The following is a 21,486-nucleotide window of genomic DNA, read 5'->3' on the forward strand; positions in this document are numbered from 1 at the left end:
AAAAACGCCTGAAAAACATTAATAATTATACACTATTATTGGTAATTTTTCAACATAATATTCTTCCTGTATTAACTTTATACGGTACTGTGATCTTTCCAGTTGGTCCGCAGCGATTCTTTGCAACATTTATCTCTAAATCATTATCATTATCATTGTTGTTTCTATGCAAAAAGAATACCATGTCAGCATCTTGCTCAATAGTTCCTGAATCACGGAGGTCCGACAGCCGTGGTCTTTTATCTTGTCTGTCTTCTACTTTACGGCTTACCTGTGAAAGTGCTACAATAGGAATATTTAGGTCCTTTGCTATACTTTTTAAAGTTCTACTGATTTCTGTTACTTCAAGAGTTCTATTTTCGGTTGCTCTTGATCCTCTGAGTAACTGTAAGTAATCAATGTATACACATTTTATTGCATATTGTTCACAAACTGATGAAATTTTCTCTCTTAGAGCTTTTAAATCTATATTTCCTGAATTATCGACAAGAATATTTAAAAAAACTATTTGATTTATTCCTTGATGTAGAAGTTCTATGTCTTGCTTTTTGATGATATTGTTCATTGTTTCGTTGACTTCAATGCTGATCATTCTATCAATCAATTGATTGGCTGACATTTCAAGCGAGAAAAAGCAAATATAGTCCTCACTACCCAGTAGTTTTGCAGCTTGAAGAGCCATGTGCAATGCTATTGAGGTCTTGCCAATTGAAGTACGAGCTGCAAGAACGATTAGTTCTCCTGCTTTTAATCCACCAGTTAAATCATCAAGTTTAGGTATTCCTGTTGTTACTCCTGCAAGTTCATGGTTATTTGTAATTAGTTTATCAATGTAGGCTCTGTAATCTTTAAAGTAATCAACGATTGGTTTAATATCTTTTGAGTGCATTCAATCAACCCTGAGCCCTTATTCCTGATCCATTCTCCATCTTGAAAAATATGTATGAACGGAGGCTCCTCAAACTCTAAATCTTGTTTTCGTCGCCTCTTCCCTTTATTATATACTATATTATATTTATATATAATATAGTATATAATATATAGGGGGGTAGCCAAAAAAATGAGTTTTTTTTGAGCTGAGCAAAGCCGCCTAAGATGGAGAATGGATCAGGAATAAGGGCTGTATAAAATATATGTATAGAATCTTATAGCAGAAGCTTCAAAATGGGTAAATATATTTAATGTTTATAGAGTGTACTTATCTTTTGTAAATGTTATCTCTATGTCCTATCTCTGTGATAACCACTATATGTTCTAATTGATCTACTCTGTAAATCACACGATAGTCACCTACTCTTAACCTTCTACGCCCTTTTAAGCTATAATGTAGTGGTTCACCAAGGTTTATTGGATCAACTGTAAGACGTTCTTTTATAGCCTCTTGAACTCTTAACCTTATCGTCTTTGGGAGATTTGGTAAATCCCTTTCAGTAACACTCTTTAGAGACTTAATTTTATAGCGCTCTAGTCCCACTTAATATCTTCAAAATCAACTGTTTCTGCACCTTCAACATCACGCTCATCAGAAATTTTAGATACTAAAAAATCCTCCATTTCAAGCTCAACTGCTTCTCTGAATAGTTTTTCTGCTAGTTCTTGAGCAGGCTGCTTAGTAAATTCAGATAATTCAGCAAGATATTTTGAAGTTTCTGGATCAAGTGCTATGTTAATTCCTGTCATAAGTTTTACCAAAGTCTACTACTATAACAATTATACAACATCTTTCTGAATTTTTCAATAAGGAAAGCAATGAGGGCTGTATAAAAATATATATAGTGTTTATAGTAACTGTTTCAATGATAATCGTATATGTATTCTCTATGTCTTATTCCAGTAACTGTTACTATGCGTTCTAAATTATTTACTTGATAAACTACACGATAATCGCCTACTCGTATTCTACGATGTCCTTTAAGCTCATGTGACAAAGGCTTACCTACTTTATCAGGAGAGACTGTAAGACGTTCTTTTATGGCTTTTAAAGCTCTTGACTTTATTGTTTTTGGAAGATCTGGTAAATCTCTTTCAGTAACTTTCTTCAGAAATTTGATTTTATAATGCTCTAATCCCACTTAATGTCTTCAAAATCAACTGTTTCTGCACCTGGAACATTACGTTGAATGGAGAGCTTGAGCAGCGCCATATCTTCCTCACGTTCGGCTGCTTCTTGTATTAACTCCTCTATTAACTCTTGAGCGGGCTGCTTTTTCACTTTAGACAAGCGAGTAAGATCCTTTAAAACTTTTTCGCTAATGTTAATTCCTGCCATATATTTTACTGAAATCTACCATTATAACAATTATACAACATCTTTCTGAATTTTTCAATAAAGAAAATGGATCAGTGAAGGGGGCTGTATGGAGATATATAGTATAGCTGTGTAGTAAAAATAAATTGAGTATTTTTGAAAAACAGTGCACGATTATTGATACTTTTCAGTCGTTTTTACTATGACTTTCTCCAAGTTTCTAGATCCAAAAAACAGTTATGCGTTCAAGCGTATCTTTGGTACTGAGAAGAATAAAGACATTCTTGTTCACCTTCTCAATGATATTTTAGGTCTCACTGGTGAGGCTAAGATAGAGGATGTAACCTTTCTAAGTCCCATTGAAGACTGTGAAATTGCCTCTCAAAAGGAGAGTATTGTCGATGTATTGTGTAGAGATTCTACAGGTGTTCAATTTATTTGCGAGATGGTGGTTACTAGAATAGGTGGTTTTGAAAAGCGTGCACGATACTATGCCGCTAAAGCTTATTCAAGCCAAGACGAGCAATATCGAGACCTTAAAGAAGTTATCTTCATCGCTATCACTGATTTTATTCTATTCCCTAATAAACCAGAGTACAAATCCGATCGTGTTACTCTTGATGGGAATCGTTGTGAACATAACCTGAAGGACTTTAGTTTTATTTTTATAGAACTACCGAAATTTCCAAAAACAAAAGAGGATCAATTAGAAAATATAGTCGAAAAATGGTGTTACTTTTTTAAGTATGCTAGTGAAACTAGTGAAGAGGATCTACAAAAAATAATAGGAAGTGATGTAATTATAGGTAAAGCTTATAATGAATTGGTTGAATATAATTGGAGTGATGATGAACGGGCTATGTATAAATGGGTTAAGAAAAACGAGGATGATAATGTATCTTGCCTCAAGCAAAGTAGAATTGAAGGAAAGATCGAAGGAAAAATCGAAGTAGCAAAAGCAATGTTGACTAATAATATGGACGCCACCACCATTGCTAAATTAACAGGGCTATCTATCAGTGAAATCGAAAAACTAAAGTCAAATTAAACTACCGCCAAGAAAAATTTCACACCTAAGTTAATTATGCTTCACTAATTAGCTCGTTTGTAAGTTTGCAGACATGCTTTGAAGTTTAAGTGTAGTAGGAGATAAAAAACACGATGGCATTTAAAGCAGTTTAAAAGGGTTTTATAGAGTTGTTTGTAATTAGGTACTGTTTTTCTGTAGCTTTATTTAGAAAACATCTGTAATACCCCTTAGAATTTGAATAAAAGATTGGTGCGAACAAATCTACATGGAAAGCTTTTTCTTGTTTGAGTGTGTGTGATTATCACTAATAAGATATCTAAATACTAAAATATCTAAGTACTAAAATATCTTGACTCTAAATATCGGGATATCATAATAGGCTATATCAGTTAATGTAGGAGATATGATAATAGTCGTCGGTGGTCAAAAAGGGGGTAGCGGTAAAACAACTATAGCCACGATGCGCGTTATAGAAAATAGAAATGACCTTTACTACACCCAGTGTACAGGATTTTTCTGAATTTTTCAACAATGAAAGGAATAAGGGCTGTATAATAAAATATATAGTAGATCTAATTATCCTTTTTTCTCATAAACGTCTTTTCTATATTTTATCGAAGCAACAGTTACTAGATATTTTATAACATTTACATGGTATACAACGCGACACTTACCCACTCTTAATCTTCTATATCCTTTTAATTCATGACGTAGTGCTTCACCACGATTGGCAGGATCAGTTTTGAGACGTTCTTCTATAGCTTTTTTGTTAGTAACATTTTTTAGAAATTTAATTTCGTATTCCTTTTTAACATCTTCTAGTCCCACTTGACATCTTCAAAATTGACTGTTTCTGCGCCTGGAGTATTAAGTTTAGCAGCGCGCTCAATCAGTATTCTATCTTCCTCATTTTCAATTGCTTCTTGTACTAACTTCTCTGTTAGTTTTTGAATGGACGTTTTTCTTATTTCAGCTAATCCAGTAAGACACTTCGAAATTTCGTGGTTGAAGGTTATACTAACTTTTGAATCTGCCATAAGTTTTACCAAAGTCTACTACTATAACAATTATACAACATCTTTCTGAATTTTTCAATAAAGAAAGCAATAAGGGCTGTATAAAATATATATATGGAATCTTATAGTAGAAGCTTCAAAATGGGTAAATATATTTAATGTCTGTGAAGTATCTTTCTAGCCTTCTTATAAATAATATCTCTGTGTCCTATTGTAATGATAATTACCTCATATTTTACAGTGTTTACACGGTATACAATTCGATAATCATCAACTGCGACTCTTCTGTGTCCTTTTAAGCTGCGGCGCAGTGGTTCACCAGAATTTGTTGGATCAACTGTAAGTTGGTCATCTATTATATCTATAACCGCTGACCTTATCTTTTTTGGAAGGCTTGGTAAATCCTGTTCATTAACGTTCTTTAGGGACCTAATTTTATAAAGCTTTGGCTTCATTTAATGCCTTCGAAGTCAACGATTTCTGCACCGTCAACATCGTACTCATTAGCAACCGCAGATAATAAAATATCTTCCTCTTCACGCTCTATTGCTTCTCTAAATAGCCTCTCTGCTAGTTCTTGAGTAGGCTCCTTAGTGAGCTCAACTAGTTTAGCAAAGTGCTGTGAAGTTTCTGGATTAAAAGTTACATTAATCCTTGAATCTGCCATAAGTTTTACCAAAGTCTACTAACAATTATACAGCATCTTTCTGAATTTTTCAATAAAGAAAGGAAGGATGGCTGTATAAAAATATATATATGTTTATAGAGTGTTTTAATCCTCGTAGCTGTATTCTCTGTGTTTTATTCCAGTAATCATTACCATGAGTGCCAACTTGTCTACTCGATATACCACACGGTAATCACCTACTCGTATTCTACGATGCCCCTTGAGCTCACCTAGTAAAGCTTTCCCAGCTTTATCAGGCGAATATGAAAGACGATCTTTTATAGCTTCTTTAACTCTTGACTTTATTGTCTTTGGAAGACTTGGAAGATCTTCATAGACTACGTTCTCTTCATAGTAGAATGAGTATTTACTCCCAGTTGATGTCTTCATGTCTAATAAATTTTGCATTTGGAACATCGCGCTTAACAGCAAGTTTAAATAATGCTATATCCTCTTCACGCGCAACTGCTTCTTGTACCAACTCTTCTATTAGCTCTTGAGCGGACTGTTTTTTCACTTTAGACAAGTGAGAGAGATCCTTAAAAGTTTCTTTGCTAAGAGCTATATTAGTTCCTGAATTTGCCATATATTCTACCAGATTCTACCACTGTAATCATTTTACAACATCTTTCTGAATTTTTCAATAAAGAAAGCAATGAGGGCTGTATAAAATATATATATGAAATCTTATAGTAGAAGCTTCAAAATGGGTAAATATATTTAATGTCTGTGAAGTATCTTTCTAGCCTTCTTATAAATAATATCTCTGTGTCCTATTGTAATGATAATTACCTCATATTTTACAGTGTTTACACGGTATACAATTCGATAATCATCAACTGCGACTCTTCTGTGTCCTTTTAAGCTGCGGCGCAGTGGTTCACCAGAATTTGTTGGATCAACTGTAAGTTGGTCATCTATTATATCTATAACCGCTGACCTTATCTTTTTTGGAAGGCTTGGTAAATCCTGTTCATTAACGTTCTTTAGGGACCTAATTTTATAAAGCTTTGGCTTCATTTAATGCCTTCGAAGTCAACGATTTCTGCACCGTCAACATCGTACTCATTAGCAACCGCAGATAATAAAATATCTTCCTCTTCACGCTCTATTGCTTCTCTAAATAGCCTCTCTGCTAGTTCTTGAGTAGGCTCCTTAGTGAGCTCAACTAGTTTAGCAAAGTGCTGTGAAGTTTCTGGATTAAAAGTTACATTAATCCTTGAATCTGCCATAAGTTCTACCAAAGTCTACTACTATAACAATTATACAACATCTTTCTGAATTTTTCAATAAAGAAAGCAATAAGGGCTGTATAAAATATATTTAAAGGTTTGATAGTAAATCTGGTAGTCCTGCCCGCTTATAAATATCGCCTCTTGGTCCTGCTGCAACGATAAATACTTTGTACTTTGCTATATTCACACGATAGATAAGACGGTAACCACCGGAGTCCAGCCTTCTATATCCTAGTAGTTTACCACATAATGGTTTACCAGCTCTGATTGGATCAACTTTGAGTTCTTTCTCTATAGCGTTTTCAAAATTCTCTCTTGTCTTCTTTGGTAAGGCTGGAAAATCCTTCTTAGCACATTTCTTTAAGAATTCAATTTCGTATACTTTATCCCCGTTTGAAATCTTCATATTTAATTGTTTCTGCGCCCGGAACGTCACGCTTTTTGATAGTCTCAGATATTGCGATTTCTTCTATCTTACATTCAATTCCTTCTTTGATTAGTTGTTCTACCAGATCTTTAACAGATTCCTTAGTGACTTCAGCTAGTCTAGTAAGGTGATGTAAAGTTTCTGGATCAAGTACTATGTTAATTCCTGTCATAAGTTTTACCAAAGTCTACTACTATAGCCAGTATACAGCATCTTTCTAAACTTTTCAATAAAGAAAGTTGCTGATGTGTAAAAAGGATTTTGTGCACCTGTGTTAATAGATTATTAAAGATTTGCCATATACTATAACTGGCTTTTGCTAAGGAGAAATGGCACAAAGGTTAATACTAAGCATAGTATTACAGGATATTGTTAAGAATAAGGATGGTATGCCCGCTGCTGGGTACTGGATGTATTTTTATGATAAGAAAAGTCCAACGACTTTACGTAGTGCCTATTATAAAAATCAAGAAGGAAATGTCGTACCGGCACCAAATCCGCTACAACTTGATGAAAATGGTGCCTTGCCTCATAAGTTGTATTATTTTGTTGATGTTGATGATCCTGAGGATCGCTACACCGTTGAAATGAAGTGCCGGTACGGCAACGCTGTAGTTCCTGAGCTAATCTTTCAGGATTTGCCATATTTTCAAGAACAGGCTAAGTCAGATCCAATTACTGCTGTGGTATCTGATAACTTGTTTATTGATGGTCAGTTCAATATTGGTATTAAAATTGATGATAGAGGGCAGGGATGTTTTGCCTGCCTTTCCGCAACTGCCAATTGCTGGGCTTTCATGGCAGTTTTTAAGACCTTATGCTGACTCAGTACCGATACAAAACAGAACCGATGTAGATAGAATTTTCATCAAAGAAATCAATGAAGCTGAAAAGATCAGTGAAGGCAATCCTCGTTTTTATTTGAATGTTATTTGCGAGAAATTTAGTGCACATATGCTTCACTAATTAGTTCATTTCTAATTACTGCACGAATATTAACCGTTCGTTTGTCTAATACCTCTCGACCAATGCTAATTTCAGGTAGAATTTGATCTTCTCTTCGTCTAGATACCCATAAGGTAGCTGTCCTTTGTGGATCAAGATCATAGAGAAGGATACTTTCTTCTTCTATAACGCGCATCGTTGCTATATTTGTCGCTATAGTTGTTTTGCCGCTACCCCCTTTTTGACCACCGACGACTATTATCATATCTCCTACATTAACTGATATAGCCTATTATGATATCCCGATATTTAGAGTCAAGATATTTTAGTATTTAGATATCTTACACACACACTCAAACAAGAAAAAGCTTTCCATGTAGATTTGTTCGCACCAATCTTTTATTCAAATTCTAAGGGGTATTACAGATGTTTTCTAAATAAAGCTACAGAAAACAGTACCTAATTACAAACAACTCTATAAAACCCTTTTAAACTGCTTTAAATGCCATCGTGTTTTTTATCTCCTACTACACTTAAACTTCAAAGCATGTCTGCAAACTTACAAACGAGCTAATTAGTGAAGCATAATTAACTTAGGTGTGAAATTTTTCTTGGCGGTAGTTTAATTTGACTTTAGTTTTTCGATCTCGTCGATTGGAAGACCAGTAGATTCAGCTATTAGATCGACAGATATGCCAGCTTTAAGTAAGTTTTTTGCAACTTCGATCTTTCCTTCGATCTTTCCTTCGATCTTTCCTTCAATTCTACTTTGTTTGATGCAAGATACATTATCATCCTCGTTTTTCTTAACCCATTTATACATAGCCCGTTCATCATCACTCCAATTATATTCAACCAATTCATTATAAGCTTTACCGATAATTACATCACTTCCTATTATTTTTTGTAGATCCCCTTCACTAGTTTCACTAGCATACTTAAAAAAGTAACACCATTTTTCGACCATATTTTCTAATTGATCCTCTTTTGTTTTTGGAAACTTTGGTAGTTCTATGAAAGTATAACTAAAGTCCTTCAGGTCATGTTCGTGAGTAATCTTATCAAGAGTAACATGATCAGATTTGTAGGCTGATTTATGAGGAAATAGAATAAAATCAGTGATGGCAATGAAGATAACTTCTTTAAGTTCATGATATTTATCACCTATGCCGGCTTGGCTAAAATAAGCTCCAGCAGCATAGAATTGTGCGCGTTTTTCAAAGCCAGTAGTTCTGGCGACCTGCATCTCAACGATCGTTTGAATACCTTTAGAATCTCTACAGAGCACATCGACAATACTCTCCTTTTTGGCAGCAATTTCGGGGTTTCGAATGGGATTTAAGAACTTCACGTCCTTTATTTTAGCTTCACCAGTGAGGTTCAGAACATCATTGAGAAAATGAATGAGAATATCTCTATTTTGCTCAGTACCAAAGATGCGCCGGAACGCGTAATTGTTTTTTGGATCTAGAAATTTTGACAAAGCCATAACAAAAACGCCTGAAAAACATTAATAATTATACACTATTATTGGTAATTTTTCAACATAATATTCTTCCTGTATTAACTTTATACGGTACTGTGATCTTTCCAGTTGGTCCGCAGCGATTCTTTGCAACATTTATCTCTAAATCATTATCATTATCATTGTTGTTTCTATGCAAAAAGAATACCATGTCAGCATCTTGCTCAATAGTTCCTGAATCACGGAGGTCCGACAGCCGTGGTCTTTTATCTTGTCTGTCTTCTGCTTCCCTGTCTACCTTTCTTCAGTAGATTTCTTGCATCTACCTGAGAACACAACCAAGTGATTGTGCTACCTCACTCTACTGAACGTGTTTAAGGTACCTTACTACACTACAGCAACCTGCAAAGGTAGCTAGATCTAAAGGTGTCTTACCGTTATTACTGGTTGCTTTTAAGTCAGCCCCCTTTTCTACAAAGTACTGTACTATATCTAAATGCCCTTCCTTAGCAGCTAGGTGTGTAGGAGTTTTACCTTCCCTGTTACAAGTGTTTATATTTGCTCCTTCCTCTGTTAAACACTTTACCACCTCCAACTTGCCATACATAGCAGCTACATGTAAACAGGTACAGCCACAATCGTCAGTAACATTAAAGTCAGCACCTTTCTCTATTAGATATTTTACTACATCAAGCTTCCCATTTTCAGCAGCAAAGTATAGAGGCGTTTCTCCTCTCCACATATTAGCATTAAGATTGGTACCATTTTCTGCTAGGTATTGTACTATTTTTAAGTGTCCCTGACCCGCGGCATCATGCAGAGCAGAATAACCTCCTTTATTGGTAATGTTGAGGTTAGCACCTTTTTCTACTAGGTACTTTAGTATTTCCAACCGATTGTAAGAGGCTGCACTATGCACTGGTGTTAAACTTCCATTTTCAGTTGCTTTCAGATTAAACCCTTTTTCCATTAGGTATTTCACTATATCCAAATTCCCACCTTCTACAGCTTCATGAAAAGGAGTTATACCGTGTTCAATATTAATTGAAAAATCTGCTCCTTTTTCTATAAGATATTTTACCATTTCCAATGGACCATGCCTTGCAGCTCTATGTAAAGGTGTTCCGCCAATTGTATTCATAGCTGCGATATTACATCCTTTTTCTTCTACAAAATACCTGATCTTTTCCAGATTACCTGACTCAGCAGCATAATGCAGTGGTGTATCTCCACAGTAATTAGCTTTACACTCAGCTCCTTTTGCCACCAACTCTTTGACTCTATTTAAGCTATATATTGAAGCGGCATATAGTAAATCCTCATTTAATTCTCTTAGTTCTCTGTTGGAAAGCATAACTTCTACCATTATTTTGAGTTTATGTATTATTTTATTTTTTTCGTCAACAATAAAAGTCCTCCCACACATCAAAATCATATACTATACAGATATACTTACGCTTGGCCTTTAATTATACTGATAATATCATTTATTAATCTGCTTGCCTCCACATCATCAATTTTATTGCCAAGATTTCTTTGCTTTAAAATATTGAATAATATTATCCTCCATCATTAGTTGATTGTTGTTTCATTCCACCCTCCCCTAATACAGACATTTTTAGTATCAATAGTTTTTTTAATAAATTTTATGCAGATTAGAAATTGAATAAAAGATTGGTGCGAGCAAATCTACATGAAAAGCTTTTTCTTGTTTGAGTGTGTGTGATTATTACTAATGAGATATCAAAATACTAAAATATCTAAGTATTAAAATACTAAAATATCTTGACTCTAAATATCGGGATATCATAATAGGCTATATCAGTTAATGTAGGAGATATGATAATAGTCGTCGGTGGTCAAAAAGGGGGTAGCGGCAAAACAACTATAGCCACGAATATAGCAACGATGCGTGCTATAGAAAATGAAAGTATCCTTCTCTATGATCTTGATCCACAAAGGACAGCTACCTTATGGGTATCTAGACGAAGAGAAGATCAAATTCTACCTGAAATTAGCATTGGTCGAGAGATATTAGACAAACGAACGGTTAATGTTGGTATAGTAATCATAAATCAACTACAAGCTTTACAGTCCAAATATCAAGAGATTGTTGTTGATGTAGGGGGTGCTAATAATCAAATATTGAGAGCTGCTTTATCATTAGCTGACCTAGCTATATTTCCCATGGTTCCATCTGGATTTGATATGTGGACAATTGAAACTCTTAGAACCTGTTTAAAATCTTCGCAATAAGAGAGAAACGAAGGAAAGAACGACCATTTGTAGGCTAGTATTGAGTTTTCGCTCACAGTTTTTCCACAATCGCCTGCATTTTTCCAACCAAGCAAAAGACCGCTCAACAACCCATCTTTTTGGCAATACAGCAAAGGTATGTAATTCGCTTCGTTTTATTACCTCAACAGCTGCACCAATAGTTACTTTTATTTGTGTTGCAAAATTTTCTCCTGTATAGCCAGCATCAACGAGTATATTTTTGACTTCAGAGAGGTTTTCTTTAGCATTTCCCACCATTTTTACAGCACTGCTACGATCAGTTGCTTCTGCCGTTGTTATATGAATTGCATGTGGCAAGCCCTGTGTATCAACTGCGATATGACGCTTTATACCTGAAATCTTTTTACCTGCATCATAACCCTTTCTTTCAGCAGTATCTGCGTTTTTAACGCTTTGAGCATCAATTATGCAGAAACTGGTTTTCTCTTTCCGACCATTGTTGATACGGACCTCTCCAACTAATTTTTTTTAAGACTAATTCCAACAAACTTGGTTCTTCTCCATCCTTTTTATTCCACATTTGAAAATAATAATATATGCTCTCCCACCTTGGAAAATCTTTTGGCAACATCCTCCACTGGCAACCACTTTTTAGGACGTATAATACTGTACAAAATACATCATATAAATCAAGTTTTCTTGGTTTTGTTTTCCTCCTGCTACTCTCCAGAATTGGTTTGATTTTTTCAAATTGCTCTCGACTTATATCACTTGGATAACTTTTTCGCATAGATATACCTCATTCTTAATCTACCCCTATTTTACCTTATCCTTTCGAGATTTTAAACAGGTTCTTAGCGATTTAGTTGCCGGTGCTCAAAAATGCAAGAAAAACTTTAATGCAAAAGTGCTACTTAATAAAGTTAATACCAACCCAGTCACAGCTAAAAAAGAAATCGAAGAGTGTGATGATTTTTTAAGTGATTTTGACAACCTAACAAGATTCGATAATTTTTTAAGTGAACGAATCGCGGTACGACGAGCCTCTAACGAAGGTATGGCAACTGTTGAGTATAAACCAGTTGATTTAAAGGCAACTGAGGAAATCAAATCTATTTACAAGGAGGTTTTAAGTGTCCACTAAAGAAAGAAGAAAAAAACCTACATTTCTAGAAGGTGAATTTAATGAGATACCTAGTGATTCTGCTGTGAGCTATACAAATGAGGATCAAAAGAGTTTTATTAAAGAAATGAAGGCATCACGACGATTAATAACATTAAAAATACCACTTAGTTTATATCAGAAACTAAGGGAAACAGCCTTTAAAACAGAGGATAAAATTACTCGTATTATGATAAAAGCTGCGGAAGAGTATATTAAAGCCTTAGAGAAATAAGCGTTGTTTCCTAAAATGAACTGAGATATCCACAGCATTGTGGATATCTTCGTTATTAGTTTTTGTAACTTTATCTATATATTAGGGGGCACTTTTGACTTCTTTAATAATAATATACTTAATATATTATATATATACTATTGTTGCTAATAAAACTGTGGATAACTTTTAAAAGGACTAAGATCTTAATAATCTAAATAAGAAAAAGAACTAACATTAAAAGGAATAAACTAATACACTCATATGAAAACTTACACGTCCGTTAAGTTTTTAAGTATTTTCATTTAAACAAGCAATAAAGGGGGCTGTTCCAAAACTAAAAGCTTACAATTGCAACTCCTTAGTTGCTAATCTGGGGGTGTTTCTACTAGCAACTCGCATAACCTGTAATAGCTCTCTAGAACCTCAATAGGGTTTTCTCTGATGTAAGAAGACATGCGGCGTACCTTACGGATGATTCGTCTTCTATTGCGAACATACTTCTTGTTGAAAAGGAAAGTAAAATGCCGCCGCGCGATCAGGAAAAAGTCCTTTTCCGTGGCTACCCCCATCCTAGTCATTCTATCCCTAAATCTGTTGAAAAGGAGTTTTAGCCGGCGCTCCAGCTCCTTTCTGATGTGTATTTCAAGAGATGGTCCTCCGCGTTTCGCCAAAATGCCCATGTGATAAAGGTTGTACCCCTGAACTGTTCTGAAAATTTGATACACTTCATTAGGTGTTGCGCCCGCAGCTAACAGTTTTTCCTCCCTCTCCTGATTGGTGTTTTTAATTATAAAATCAATGTGGCGGTCGACCTTTTCTTTCATGCCTTTAGTGCTGTATAAATGTTTATCAAAGGTTATCCATAGATTTTTGATGTAGACCATTATTGCCTTAATTTCAGGGTGACCTCGGAACTTTTCAAAAACTTTTTTTATGGCATCTTCTCTAATAGATAGTACGTAAAGATACAAGAGTCTCTACCAGAAAGGATTTTTATGCTATTTCTATAATCCACATTATGGAAAATAAACTGAAGAAGTAATTATGATATGGCAAAACCATAGGTTCTTTGAATAGACTTCTTGCATAACAAACTTTTGGCAGCGTGTTGGAAAAACGACTTGACAAACTCCGTCAGTCCCCTTATCATGGAAGTGAAGCTATTGTATTTGCTTTCGCCAATCTGCAGATTAAAAGGTAAGGATTACTTAAGGTATCGGCGTCTTATGTTCAATTTTTTGCAGTACATAGGTACTGTATGTCTTTACAAAACTTCATCTACATCTAGGTTTTTACCTAAATAAGCTGAACGCGCTTACAAAGCGTTACAAGACATCAAAAAATGCCAATACTCGACAGAGATAGTAAAGGACTAGCTAGCTCGGGTTTTCTTTGTCTTTTTTTCTGCTTGGTAAACTTCTTAAACACTTGCAGCGTAGGTTAGTAGCGATTAAAAGCGGCTGAATCTCGCTTGTCAGGCGTTTAAAACATAAAAAACGCCAGTACTTTAAAGCGGACAATAATCACAGGGTTCCTTTTGCCTTTTTTTTATTTGGTAAGTTTCTTAAATATTTTCTTAAATTTTATAGCTAAACGACAACCGTCATTCCGTTACGTGTTAGCGGAATGACGAATTTGTTGTTTTTCAAATTGTAGATAAACCTAAGCCACTTTAGCTATATATCCCCTAGATGGAGGAAAAGAAGAAGTTGAGACGATAAAAGTTGAACTTGGGAGTTATGCTTTTGCTGCTCAATATCAACAAAACCCTTTACCATTTTCAAATGAAACGAGAATGGTTGAAACGCTATAGAAATTTTCCTGATAATCTCTCATGTGTAACACAAAGTTGGGATACTGCGGTTTCAACAAGCGACATGAGCAACTTTAGTGTCTGCACCACCTGGGCAAAATAAATTCTATTTACTTGACGTATATCGCGCAAAGCTTGAGTATCCAAAGCTTAAAGAGCAACCTAGCTGCAAGATGGGCACCACACGCAATTTTGATCGAAGCAAAAACAAGCGGTCAGCAGTTGGTGCAAGAGCTGAAGGCAAACAGTCATTATCGAAATAATGCCACATAGCTCACTCGATTCCACCGGATTGTTCCGATGATAGAGTCTGGCAAGGTTTTTCTGCCGCACCAAGCAGTATGGCTGAACGATTTTGAGTATGAGATTTTAATGTTTCCAGAAATTCGCCACGATGATCAAGTGGACAGCATGGTACAATATTTGCAGTGGGTGAGAAACAGTACCTCCAGGGTTGCAGCTATACGAACATTGTGATCTTGGTCTACCAGATCCAAAACGACAACCGTCATCCCGCTGCTTGTTAGCGCCGCGGCGGTATGACGTAGAGGTTCCAGCACGTGACGCTGGAATCTAGATGCAGCCACTTATTTATAAGTTTTCTGGATTCCAGCGTCACGCGCTGGAATGACATCTAGGGGCACTGGGACGACAGGAGAAGGAGGCACTGACATTATAGAGTGAACCAGTGTCAGCTACTTGGATGACAAAAAAAGAGCACTGGAATGACAGGGAAATGATGCTGGGATGACAAGAAAGGGGCGCTGGCATAGAGTGAACCAGTCTTGCATGAAATCTTTCTTCTTGGTACAAATTACTTTTACATTTCAATGTTTGTACAGTACGCACTGGAATGACAGAGAAGAGAGGGCTTTCATATGGTTATGCAAGAAGTCTACTGAATGTAAACCAATTTCTCACACACACATTTTACTACATGATCGGCATTGATATAAAAATGCTCGTAAAGTGTTTTATAAGGGGCTGATTCTCCAAAACTTTTCATGCCAATAAATATACCGTTTGAACCTATATATTTATGCCAACCCATTTCACTTCCTGCTTCAATTGCAACCTTAATGCTGTCATTATTTAATATTGTCTCTTTGTATTCATCACTCTGCTCGTCAAAGAGCCTCCAGCATGGCATAGAAACAACCCTTGTACCTATACCTTTTTCCTGCAATTTCTTCCTTGCTTCAACTGCAATTTCAACTTCAGATCCGGTAGCAAATATGGTCACTTCTAATTTCTCTGAACATTCACACAGAACATACGCACCAAACTTTGATAGATTGGTAGATTGATCAATATCAGAATGTATGTAATTAACATTTTGTCTTGAAAGCGCAAACAGTGCTGGAGATTCCTTCTTTTCCAATGCAATGCTAATGCACTCCAAAGTTTCAACTGCATCGGCTGGCCTAAAAACATATAGATTTAGTATAGCGCGCAGAGAAGCTAAATGCTCTATCGGCTGATGAGTTGGACCATCTTCTCCTACTCCAATTGAGTCGTGAGTCATCACATATATAACCTGCTGTTTCATCAAAGCTGAAAGACGTATAGCAGGACGGCAATAGTCGGAAAATACCAAAAAAGTGCCACTATATGGAAGAATCCCACCATGAAGAGCCATGCCATTCATACATGCTGCCATAGCGTGCTCTCTCACTCCATAGTGGACATAAGAACCACTATAATGGTTGCTATTTATTACTTCCATGTTCTTATATTTAGTGCAATTTGATCCAGTAAGATCAGCAGACCCACCAATTAATTCCGGCATAGACTCAGTTAAAAGTTCCATTACCCTACCAAAAGAAGATCGAGTAGCTTCGTTTGGCATTAACTCACATATTTGTTTCTTTAAGTTAGCTAAATCATTATCGATATTATCTGGCAAACGCTTATCAAGTCTTCTTTTTAGTTCTTCATTTTTTTCACTGGATTCCAGTGTCAAGCACTGGAATGACACCGAATTGTAATTTTGTTTTGCTCTCTCAACTGCCTCCATCCAGGCGTTTTTCACATCCTCTGGTATGTGGAATGGCTCGTAATCCCAATTTAATTTCTCTCTCATCTTTTTTACATCTTCCTCTGTAAAAGCACCACTATGAGCAGAAGATGTGCCGGCACGGCTTGAAAATTTTCCAATAATGGTTTTGCAGCAGATAAGCGATGGCTTTTTGGATCTTTGCGCTTGTTCTATTGCAAGAGATATAGAGTTGAAATTATGACCATCAATTTTAGCAACATTCCATCCATACGCTGAAAAACGCTTTTCTACATCATCAGAACAGGAAAGGCCAGTAGCGCCATCTATAGAAATATCATTATCGTCAAAAAGGACTATCAACTTATTCAATTTAAGATGTCCAGCAAGTGATGCTGCTTCATGGCTTATTCCTTCCATAAGACAGCCATCTCCTAGCATTACATAAGTGTAGTGATCAATTCCAAACTGCTTTTCGAGTATCGATTCGGCAAGTGCCATACCAACAGCAACAGCAAACCCCTGCCCTAACGGACCTGTTGTTGCTTCTACCCCAGAAGTCAAGCCAAATTCTGGATGGCCTGGAGTTTTGGATCCCAGTTGCCTAAAGTTTTTTAGCTCATCTATACTTATATAACCTGTTAGGTATAATATGGAGTATAGCAACATTGAACCATGGCCGTTTGATAGGACGAAGCGGTCTCTATTAAACCATTTAGAATCATCAGGGTTATGATTTAGATATTTAGCAAATAATACAGTTGCAACATCTGCCATTCCAAGCGGCATACCTGGATGCCCAGAGCTCGCTTTTTGTACTGCATCAATTGATAAAAAACGGATGGCATTTGCCATAGATTCCAAAGGTAGATGATTCATACGTTAATAGAAAAACTTAAAAATGAAGTATAAAAGATTATACCAGCAAAAACAAGTTGACACTCAATGCTAAAATCCTTAATAATCTAGAGTTAGATTATGAGAGTTTTTATATGACGACTGTTATCAATAGAAAGTATAGAATCTGCCGTAGGCTTGGTGTAAGTTTGTGGGGTAGAGCAAAAGATCCGGTAAACAAAAGGAAATATCCTCCAGGCCAGCATGGTATTCTTGGATTCAAAAGATTATCTGATTTTGGTAAGCAGTTTGCTGCACATAAGAAATTTAAGTTTTACTATGCAATTTCAAGTAAGCAGTTAAGGCGTATATTTTTAGATGCTTATAACAGAAAAGGTTATACAGCTGATAATTTTATCGGCATCTTAGAATCAAGATTAAGTTCTGTTTTATATCACTCTGGTCTTGTGCCAACAATTTATTCAGCAAAACAGCTCATATCTCATAAGCACGTTACAGTTAATGATAAAGTGGTTAACATATCAAGTTATCGAGTAAAACCTGGTGATATAGTAAAAATAAGGGAAAGGGCTGCAAAAATCCCTATAGTAGTGGAGGCTGCGGAAAAACAGGAGCGTAAAGCTCCAGATTATCTAGAAGCAAGTGGTGAAGAGCATTCAGTGAAATATTTGAGACCACCTCAATACTCTGAGGTTCCTTACTCAGCAGATATGGAAGTTAATTTAGTAGTAGAATTTTACTCTAGATAAATAAAAAGAGCCCGTGTGGCGGAATGGTAGACGCAGCGGACTTAAAATCCGTGGGTTTTGCGACCTTGGGAGTTCAAGTCTCCCCATGGGCACCAATTTAATTTATTAAAATAACATAAAAAAATATGAAATGGCTTGACATAGAAGATATCGTAGAAGCTTTGGAAGAAAGATTTCCAGATGAGGATGTAATTAGTATTAGGTTTACCGAGCTTAAAAAAAAGGTCTTGAGTTTAGAGGGATTTGATGATGATGAAAAGCGTTGTAATGAAAAAATACTCGAAGCCATTCAAGCAGCTTGGATTGAGGAAAGGTCACAGTAGCTACCACATAGCATGAAAATTTATGCTATTTTTTGAATATAGTATAAGTTTCACTCAGGTTAATAATAACTTAATAAATTCCAATTAAAAACGGTAGAAGTTAGTTAATCATGAGGCAAAGATGACAGCACAAAAATTTTTGAATGGAACGTGATTACGACTTGCCTGACAAGTGCTACGTTGAAATAAGTTTTACATAAAAATACTGCTTTTTACGGTGTGAGGCCGGGGGGTAGAGTTGTCGTTAAAACAGCTATAAAATTGTTATTTCAACAATTACAGTTGTAATTCCAGTGCTTCGATATGGGATCTAGTTTTTGTATAAAAACGTTGTATCCTAATATAATTAGTTGTGCTAACCTATAAGCAAATTTATTAGATCCCAGCGTCACACGCTGGTAAGAGACAAAACAGAAAAATGCTTAAACACAGAGGCCCAAAGAAATTAAAATTTATAGTAGAAAGTTATGCATTAAAGTGTATGAAGAATAAGATGAGTAAAAATGAGATACGTCTTATTTTAAACTGGCGAAATATAGTAGGGGAAGAAATAGCAGAGTGTACAAAACCAAAAAAGATCTCGTATGCGCAAAATATAAATTCTGGCGTGTTGCACCTGGTGGTAACAAATGGGAGTAAAGCGTTAGAAATTCAGCATATGATTTCCATTGTAATAGAAAAAATTACGATATTTTTTGGACACAAAGCAGTATATGGCATAAAAATTAAGCAAGAGAGTATTGACTATTTCACTATATAAGGTAATCTAAATACATAAAATAACTTGGTATATCAAAGTGAGTAGAGTTTGCGAATTAACAAATAGAAAAAAATCTTTTGGCAATAAGGTATCGCATTCAAATCGTAAAACAAAGCGTACCTTTCTTCTGAATTTACATAAGGTTACGTTGACGAGTGAGATATTGAATAGAAAATTCAGTTTTCGTATTGCAACAAGAACTTTGAGAACTATAGATTACAAAGGTGACCTTGATGCTTTTTTACTCAACACAAGAACGATTAAACTAAGTGAAAAGGCACAAAAAATAAAAAGAAGGGTAAAAAAAGCTTTAGCAAAACAAGAGGTAGAATTAGCCGTTTCAGATGCATAGTAAGCCTCAATGGCTCAGAGCAAAAGCTCCGACCGGTGAAGTATTCAATGAAACCTTAAATATCGTTAAATTGCATAACCTGCATACAGTGTGTGAGGAGGCTGCATGTCCAAATATTGGCGAATGTTGGAATAAACGTCACGCTACTGTAATGATTCTTGGCTCTGTTTGCACTCGTGCTTGTGCATTTTGCAACGTTGCAACTGGCATTCCTGATAAATTAGACCCTCATGAACCAGAAAATTTAGCAAAAGCAATAAAAAAGTTAAACTTAAAGCATGTCGTCATTACTTCTGTTGACCGTGATGATTTGCCAGATGGTGGTGCAAATCAGTTTATAAAGTGTATAGAAGAAATTAGAAAGGTAACTTCAGAAACAACAATAGAAATTTTGACTCCTGATTTTTTAAATAAGAAAGGAGCATTTGAAGCAATTGCTATTGCATCACCTGATGTATATAACCACAATATCGAAACAGTGCCAAGATTATATGCAAAAATAAGACCACGGGCTCGTTACTTCCATTCATTATATTTGCTGAAGATGGTGAAGCAGATTAATCCTAAAATTTTTACCAAGTCAGGATTTATGGTTGGTCTTGGAGAAACAAAAGAGGAAATACTTCAGGTTATGGACGATTTACGTAGTGCTGAAGTTGATTTTATCACAATCGGTCAATATCTACAACCAACTCCAAAACATGCAAAGCTTGATAGGTATGTTACCCCAGAAGAGTTTGAGCATTATAAATATATCGCTTATTCTAAAGGGTTTTTAGTGGTTGCATCAAGTCCACTGACTCGGTCATCATATCACGCTGAAGAAGATTTTAACAGGCTCAAAGCTTGCCGCTAATATTAGATTTATTTTAAAACTCTGTCACCCAACACACAATTGTACGAACCATACATGTTAAGTTAAGCTCAAAATTGTAAGTTAAAAATATGGTTGAATAATTGTTAATAATAGTGTATAATTATTAATCTTTTCTAAGCACTTTAGCTATGGCTCTTTCAAAATTTCTTGACCCCAAGAATGACGTTGCCTTTCGCCGCATCTTCGGCACTGAAAAAAATAAAGATATTCTTATTCACTTTCTCAATGATATCTTGGGATTCACTGGCAAAGATGAAATAAAAGAAATAGAATTCCTCAGCACTATTATGGATGCTGAAATTGCCTCTAAAAAACAAAGTATCGTTGATGTACTTTGCAGGGATAAAAACGGGGTACAAGTGATAGTCGAAATGCAGGTTGCTAAAACTGCAGGCTTTGAGAAACGCGCTCAATACTATGCTGCTAAAGCTTATTCAAGACAAGCTGACAAGGGTGATCAATATCAGGATCTTAAAGAAATTATCTTTATTGCTATAGCAGATTGTATCCTGTTTCCTAATAAGTCTGAGTATAAATCAAAGCATACTATTCGTGATGAAGATACCAATGAACATGATCTAAAAGATTTTTATTTTACATTTATTGAGTTACCAAAGTTTTCAAAAACTAAGGAAGACCAATTGGAAAGTATAGTTGAAAAATGGATCTACTTCTTCAAGTATGCAGATGAAACCAGTGAAAAGGAATTGGAAAGAATAATAGGAAGTGATGTAATAATTAAAAAGGCATATGAAGAGCTAAATAGATTCAATTGGTCGGAAAAAGAATTTATAGCCTATGAACAAGAGATAAAGCGTATTCGTGATGAAAAGGCTGTCCTTGCTCAAAAGCTTGATGATGCTAGAGAGGAAGGTAGAGAGGAAGGGAAAATTGAAGTTGTAAAAACAATGCTAGCTAATAATGTTGATGTCAACACTATTGTCAAGTTTACTGGCCTTTCCATTAATGAAATCAAAGAGTTGCAGGATTAAAGTCAAGTTAAGAAAGAGTAGCATTAGAAGGAATTATTTTTAATATTAAACAATAAAAAGCGTGAATTTCAATATCTTATCATTAATTATTCACTTTAAGCTTTAAATACTGATCA

32 protein-coding genes, 1 tRNA gene and 1 pseudogene are annotated in these 21,486 nt (G+C 35.5%); 12 read left to right on the plus strand and 22 right to left on the minus strand.

Features of this window, described 5'->3' with window-relative positions; all coding sequences use genetic code 11:
* Nucleotides 1–49: 49 nt before the first annotated feature.
* The 5 genes from ACICP6_RS03110 to ACICP6_RS03130 all read right to left on the minus strand — a co-directional run bounded on the left by ACICP6_RS03110 (nucleotide 50) and on the right by ACICP6_RS03130 (nucleotide 2,269).
* A complete protein-coding gene (locus ACICP6_RS03110; RefSeq protein ID WP_395463577.1) occupies nucleotides 50–889 on the minus strand; it encodes a DnaB-like helicase C-terminal domain-containing protein in 840 nt (279 codons plus the stop codon).
* Nucleotides 890–1,198: 309 nt separating this feature from the next.
* Entirely contained in the window at nucleotides 1,199–1,474 is a 276-nt protein-coding gene (locus tag ACICP6_RS03115) for a type II toxin-antitoxin system RelE/ParE family toxin (protein WP_395463578.1), read from the minus strand.
* Nucleotides 1,465–1,680, minus strand: a complete 216-nt coding sequence (locus ACICP6_RS03120) for a hypothetical protein (protein WP_395463566.1) — start codon at nucleotides 1,678–1,680, stop codon at nucleotides 1,465–1,467. Before ACICP6_RS03120 ends, ACICP6_RS03115 begins: the two co-directional genes overlap by 10 nt.
* Before the next feature lie 113 nt (nucleotides 1,681–1,793).
* Entirely contained in the window at nucleotides 1,794–2,072 is a 279-nt protein-coding gene (locus tag ACICP6_RS03125) for a type II toxin-antitoxin system RelE/ParE family toxin (RefSeq protein ID WP_395463571.1), read from the minus strand.
* Nucleotides 2,063–2,269 carry a hypothetical protein gene (locus tag ACICP6_RS03130; protein WP_395463579.1) on the minus strand — a complete coding sequence of 69 codons (207 nt, stop codon included), beginning with the start codon at nucleotides 2,267–2,269 and terminating at the stop codon, nucleotides 2,063–2,065. The genes ACICP6_RS03125 and ACICP6_RS03130 overlap by 10 nt, the downstream gene beginning before the upstream one ends.
* Nucleotides 2,270–2,450: 181 nt before the next feature.
* On the opposite strand from ACICP6_RS03130, the gene ACICP6_RS03135 reads away from it, so the two are divergent.
* Entirely contained in the window at nucleotides 2,451–3,296 is an 846-nt protein-coding gene (locus ACICP6_RS03135) for an Rpn family recombination-promoting nuclease/putative transposase (protein ID WP_395463580.1), read from the plus strand.
* A 558-nt stretch (nucleotides 3,297–3,854) separates the two neighbouring features.
* On the opposite strand, the gene ACICP6_RS03140 is transcribed toward ACICP6_RS03135, so the two are convergent.
* From ACICP6_RS03140 to ACICP6_RS03185, 10 genes are all read right to left on the minus strand, one after another.
* On the minus strand, nucleotides 3,855–4,106 hold the full coding sequence (locus ACICP6_RS03140; protein ID WP_395463581.1) for a type II toxin-antitoxin system RelE/ParE family toxin: 252 nt from the start codon (nucleotides 4,104–4,106) through the stop codon (nucleotides 3,855–3,857).
* Nucleotides 4,097–4,315, minus strand: a complete 219-nt coding sequence (locus ACICP6_RS03145) for a DUF6290 family protein (protein WP_395463582.1) — start codon at nucleotides 4,313–4,315, stop codon at nucleotides 4,097–4,099. The genes ACICP6_RS03140 and ACICP6_RS03145 overlap by 10 nt, the downstream gene beginning before the upstream one ends.
* A gap of 134 nt (nucleotides 4,316–4,449) precedes the next feature.
* Nucleotides 4,450–4,749 (minus strand): type II toxin-antitoxin system RelE/ParE family toxin, encoded by a 300-nt coding sequence (locus ACICP6_RS03150; RefSeq protein ID WP_395463583.1) that lies wholly within the window; start codon nucleotides 4,747–4,749, stop codon nucleotides 4,450–4,452.
* Complete coding sequence (locus ACICP6_RS03155; protein WP_395463584.1) at nucleotides 4,746–4,961, minus strand: hypothetical protein; 216 nt, start codon at nucleotides 4,959–4,961, stop codon at nucleotides 4,746–4,748. Before ACICP6_RS03155 ends, ACICP6_RS03150 begins: the two co-directional genes overlap by 4 nt.
* A gap of 105 nt (nucleotides 4,962–5,066) precedes the next feature.
* Nucleotides 5,067–5,351 (minus strand): type II toxin-antitoxin system RelE/ParE family toxin, encoded by a 285-nt coding sequence (locus tag ACICP6_RS03160; RefSeq protein ID WP_395463585.1) that lies wholly within the window; start codon nucleotides 5,349–5,351, stop codon nucleotides 5,067–5,069.
* A complete protein-coding gene (locus ACICP6_RS03165; RefSeq protein WP_395463586.1) occupies nucleotides 5,329–5,547 on the minus strand; it encodes a hypothetical protein in 219 nt (72 codons plus the stop codon). The genes ACICP6_RS03160 and ACICP6_RS03165 overlap by 23 nt, the downstream gene beginning before the upstream one ends.
* Nucleotides 5,548–5,681: 134 nt before the next feature.
* Nucleotides 5,682–5,981, minus strand: coding sequence for a type II toxin-antitoxin system RelE/ParE family toxin (locus tag ACICP6_RS03170; RefSeq protein ID WP_395463583.1), 300 nt, complete (start codon nucleotides 5,979–5,981; stop codon nucleotides 5,682–5,684).
* Nucleotides 5,978–6,193, minus strand: a complete 216-nt coding sequence (locus tag ACICP6_RS03175; RefSeq protein ID WP_395463584.1) for a hypothetical protein — start codon at nucleotides 6,191–6,193, stop codon at nucleotides 5,978–5,980. Before ACICP6_RS03175 ends, ACICP6_RS03170 begins: the two co-directional genes overlap by 4 nt.
* 91 nt (nucleotides 6,194–6,284) lie before the next feature.
* On the minus strand, nucleotides 6,285–6,602 hold the full coding sequence (locus ACICP6_RS03180; protein ID WP_395463565.1) for a type II toxin-antitoxin system RelE/ParE family toxin: 318 nt from the start codon (nucleotides 6,600–6,602) through the stop codon (nucleotides 6,285–6,287).
* Entirely contained in the window at nucleotides 6,580–6,795 is a 216-nt protein-coding gene (locus ACICP6_RS03185; RefSeq protein WP_395463587.1) for a hypothetical protein, read from the minus strand. Before ACICP6_RS03185 ends, ACICP6_RS03180 begins: the two co-directional genes overlap by 23 nt.
* 157 nt (nucleotides 6,796–6,952) lie before the next feature.
* Between ACICP6_RS03185 and ACICP6_RS03190 the strand changes: the two genes are divergently transcribed.
* Nucleotides 6,953–7,447 carry a hypothetical protein gene (locus ACICP6_RS03190; protein WP_395463588.1) on the plus strand — a complete coding sequence of 165 codons (495 nt, stop codon included), beginning with the start codon at nucleotides 6,953–6,955 and terminating at the stop codon, nucleotides 7,445–7,447.
* Between the two features lie 119 nt (nucleotides 7,448–7,566).
* Here ACICP6_RS03190 and ACICP6_RS03195 read toward each other — a convergent pair whose 3' ends face one another.
* From ACICP6_RS03195 to ACICP6_RS03210, 4 genes are all read right to left on the minus strand, one after another.
* Entirely contained in the window at nucleotides 7,567–7,833 is a 267-nt protein-coding gene (locus ACICP6_RS03195) for an AAA family ATPase (RefSeq protein ID WP_395463589.1), read from the minus strand.
* 357 nt (nucleotides 7,834–8,190) lie between these two features.
* Nucleotides 8,191–9,057 carry an Rpn family recombination-promoting nuclease/putative transposase gene (locus ACICP6_RS03200; protein WP_395463590.1) on the minus strand — a complete coding sequence of 289 codons (867 nt, stop codon included), beginning with the start codon at nucleotides 9,055–9,057 and terminating at the stop codon, nucleotides 8,191–8,193.
* Between the two features lie 52 nt (nucleotides 9,058–9,109).
* The gene (locus ACICP6_RS03205) at nucleotides 9,110–9,289 is read right to left on the minus strand and encodes a DnaB-like helicase C-terminal domain-containing protein (protein WP_395463653.1); all 180 of its coding nucleotides are present in this window, start codon (nucleotides 9,287–9,289) and stop codon (nucleotides 9,110–9,112) included.
* Nucleotides 9,290–9,394: 105 nt separating this feature from the next.
* Nucleotides 9,395–10,459, minus strand: coding sequence for an ankyrin repeat domain-containing protein (locus ACICP6_RS03210; protein ID WP_395463591.1), 1,065 nt, complete (start codon nucleotides 10,457–10,459; stop codon nucleotides 9,395–9,397).
* Between the two features lie 413 nt (nucleotides 10,460–10,872).
* On the opposite strand from ACICP6_RS03210, the gene ACICP6_RS03215 reads away from it, so the two are divergent.
* A complete protein-coding gene (locus ACICP6_RS03215) occupies nucleotides 10,873–11,289 on the plus strand; it encodes an AAA family ATPase (RefSeq protein WP_395463592.1) in 417 nt (138 codons plus the stop codon).
* On the opposite strand, the gene ACICP6_RS03220 is transcribed toward ACICP6_RS03215, so the two are convergent.
* Nucleotides 11,272–12,061 (minus strand): IS5 family transposase gene (locus tag ACICP6_RS03220; RefSeq protein ID WP_395462624.1). Its coding sequence is split into 2 segments (ribosomal slippage): nucleotides 11,272–11,799 and nucleotides 11,801–12,061, totalling 789 coding nucleotides; the frame shifts between segments, so codons are not numbered across the junction. The genes ACICP6_RS03215 and ACICP6_RS03220 overlap by 18 nt on opposite strands.
* A 343-nt stretch (nucleotides 12,062–12,404) precedes the next feature.
* Between ACICP6_RS03220 and ACICP6_RS03225 the strand changes: the two genes are divergently transcribed.
* Entirely contained in the window at nucleotides 12,405–12,668 is a 264-nt protein-coding gene (locus tag ACICP6_RS03225; protein ID WP_395463593.1) for a hypothetical protein, read from the plus strand.
* 347 nt (nucleotides 12,669–13,015) lie between these two features.
* Here the strand turns inward: ACICP6_RS03225 and ACICP6_RS03230 are convergent, their stop codons facing one another.
* Nucleotides 13,016–13,474 (minus strand): hypothetical protein, encoded by a 459-nt coding sequence (locus tag ACICP6_RS03230; protein ID WP_395463594.1) that lies wholly within the window; start codon nucleotides 13,472–13,474, stop codon nucleotides 13,016–13,018.
* Nucleotides 13,475–14,328: 854 nt separating this feature from the next.
* Here ACICP6_RS03230 and terL point away from each other — a divergent pair.
* Nucleotides 14,329–14,940: pseudogene (gene terL, locus ACICP6_RS03235) on the plus strand (phage terminase large subunit); the annotation flags it as partial.
* 418 nt (nucleotides 14,941–15,358) lie between these two features.
* Here terL and tkt read toward each other — a convergent pair.
* Nucleotides 15,359–17,338 carry a transketolase gene (gene tkt / locus ACICP6_RS03240; protein ID WP_395463595.1) on the minus strand — a complete coding sequence of 660 codons (1,980 nt, stop codon included), beginning with the start codon at nucleotides 17,336–17,338 and terminating at the stop codon, nucleotides 15,359–15,361.
* A 113-nt stretch (nucleotides 17,339–17,451) separates the two neighbouring features.
* Between tkt and rpsD the strand changes: the two genes are divergently transcribed.
* The 7 genes from rpsD to ACICP6_RS03275 all read left to right on the plus strand — a co-directional run bounded on the left by rpsD (nucleotide 17,452) and on the right by ACICP6_RS03275 (nucleotide 21,370).
* Complete coding sequence (gene rpsD, locus ACICP6_RS03245) at nucleotides 17,452–18,066, plus strand: 30S ribosomal protein S4 (RefSeq protein ID WP_395463654.1); 615 nt, start codon at nucleotides 17,452–17,454, stop codon at nucleotides 18,064–18,066.
* 9 nt (nucleotides 18,067–18,075) lie between these two features.
* Nucleotides 18,076–18,161: transfer RNA gene (locus tag ACICP6_RS03250), tRNA-Leu, on the plus strand.
* Between the two features lie 30 nt (nucleotides 18,162–18,191).
* Nucleotides 18,192–18,389 carry a Fe-S cluster assembly protein IscX gene (gene iscX / locus ACICP6_RS03255; RefSeq protein ID WP_395463596.1) on the plus strand — a complete coding sequence of 66 codons (198 nt, stop codon included), beginning with the start codon at nucleotides 18,192–18,194 and terminating at the stop codon, nucleotides 18,387–18,389.
* Nucleotides 18,390–18,807: 418 nt separating this feature from the next.
* Entirely contained in the window at nucleotides 18,808–19,149 is a 342-nt protein-coding gene (locus ACICP6_RS03260; protein WP_395463597.1) for a DciA family protein, read from the plus strand.
* A 37-nt stretch (nucleotides 19,150–19,186) separates the two neighbouring features.
* On the plus strand, nucleotides 19,187–19,501 hold the full coding sequence (gene rpmB / locus ACICP6_RS03265) for a 50S ribosomal protein L28 (protein WP_395463598.1): 315 nt from the start codon (nucleotides 19,187–19,189) through the stop codon (nucleotides 19,499–19,501).
* Nucleotides 19,494–20,357, plus strand: coding sequence for a lipoyl synthase (gene lipA, locus ACICP6_RS03270; protein WP_395463599.1), 864 nt, complete (start codon nucleotides 19,494–19,496; stop codon nucleotides 20,355–20,357). The genes rpmB and lipA overlap by 8 nt, the downstream gene beginning before the upstream one ends.
* A 149-nt stretch (nucleotides 20,358–20,506) precedes the next feature.
* Nucleotides 20,507–21,370 (plus strand): Rpn family recombination-promoting nuclease/putative transposase, encoded by an 864-nt coding sequence (locus ACICP6_RS03275; RefSeq protein ID WP_395463600.1) that lies wholly within the window; start codon nucleotides 20,507–20,509, stop codon nucleotides 21,368–21,370.
* Nucleotides 21,371–21,486 lie beyond the last annotated feature (116 nt).

The organism is Wolbachia endosymbiont of Cantharis cryptica, from assembly GCF_964277405.1.
GTDB lineage: Bacteria > Pseudomonadota > Alphaproteobacteria > Rickettsiales > Anaplasmataceae > Wolbachia.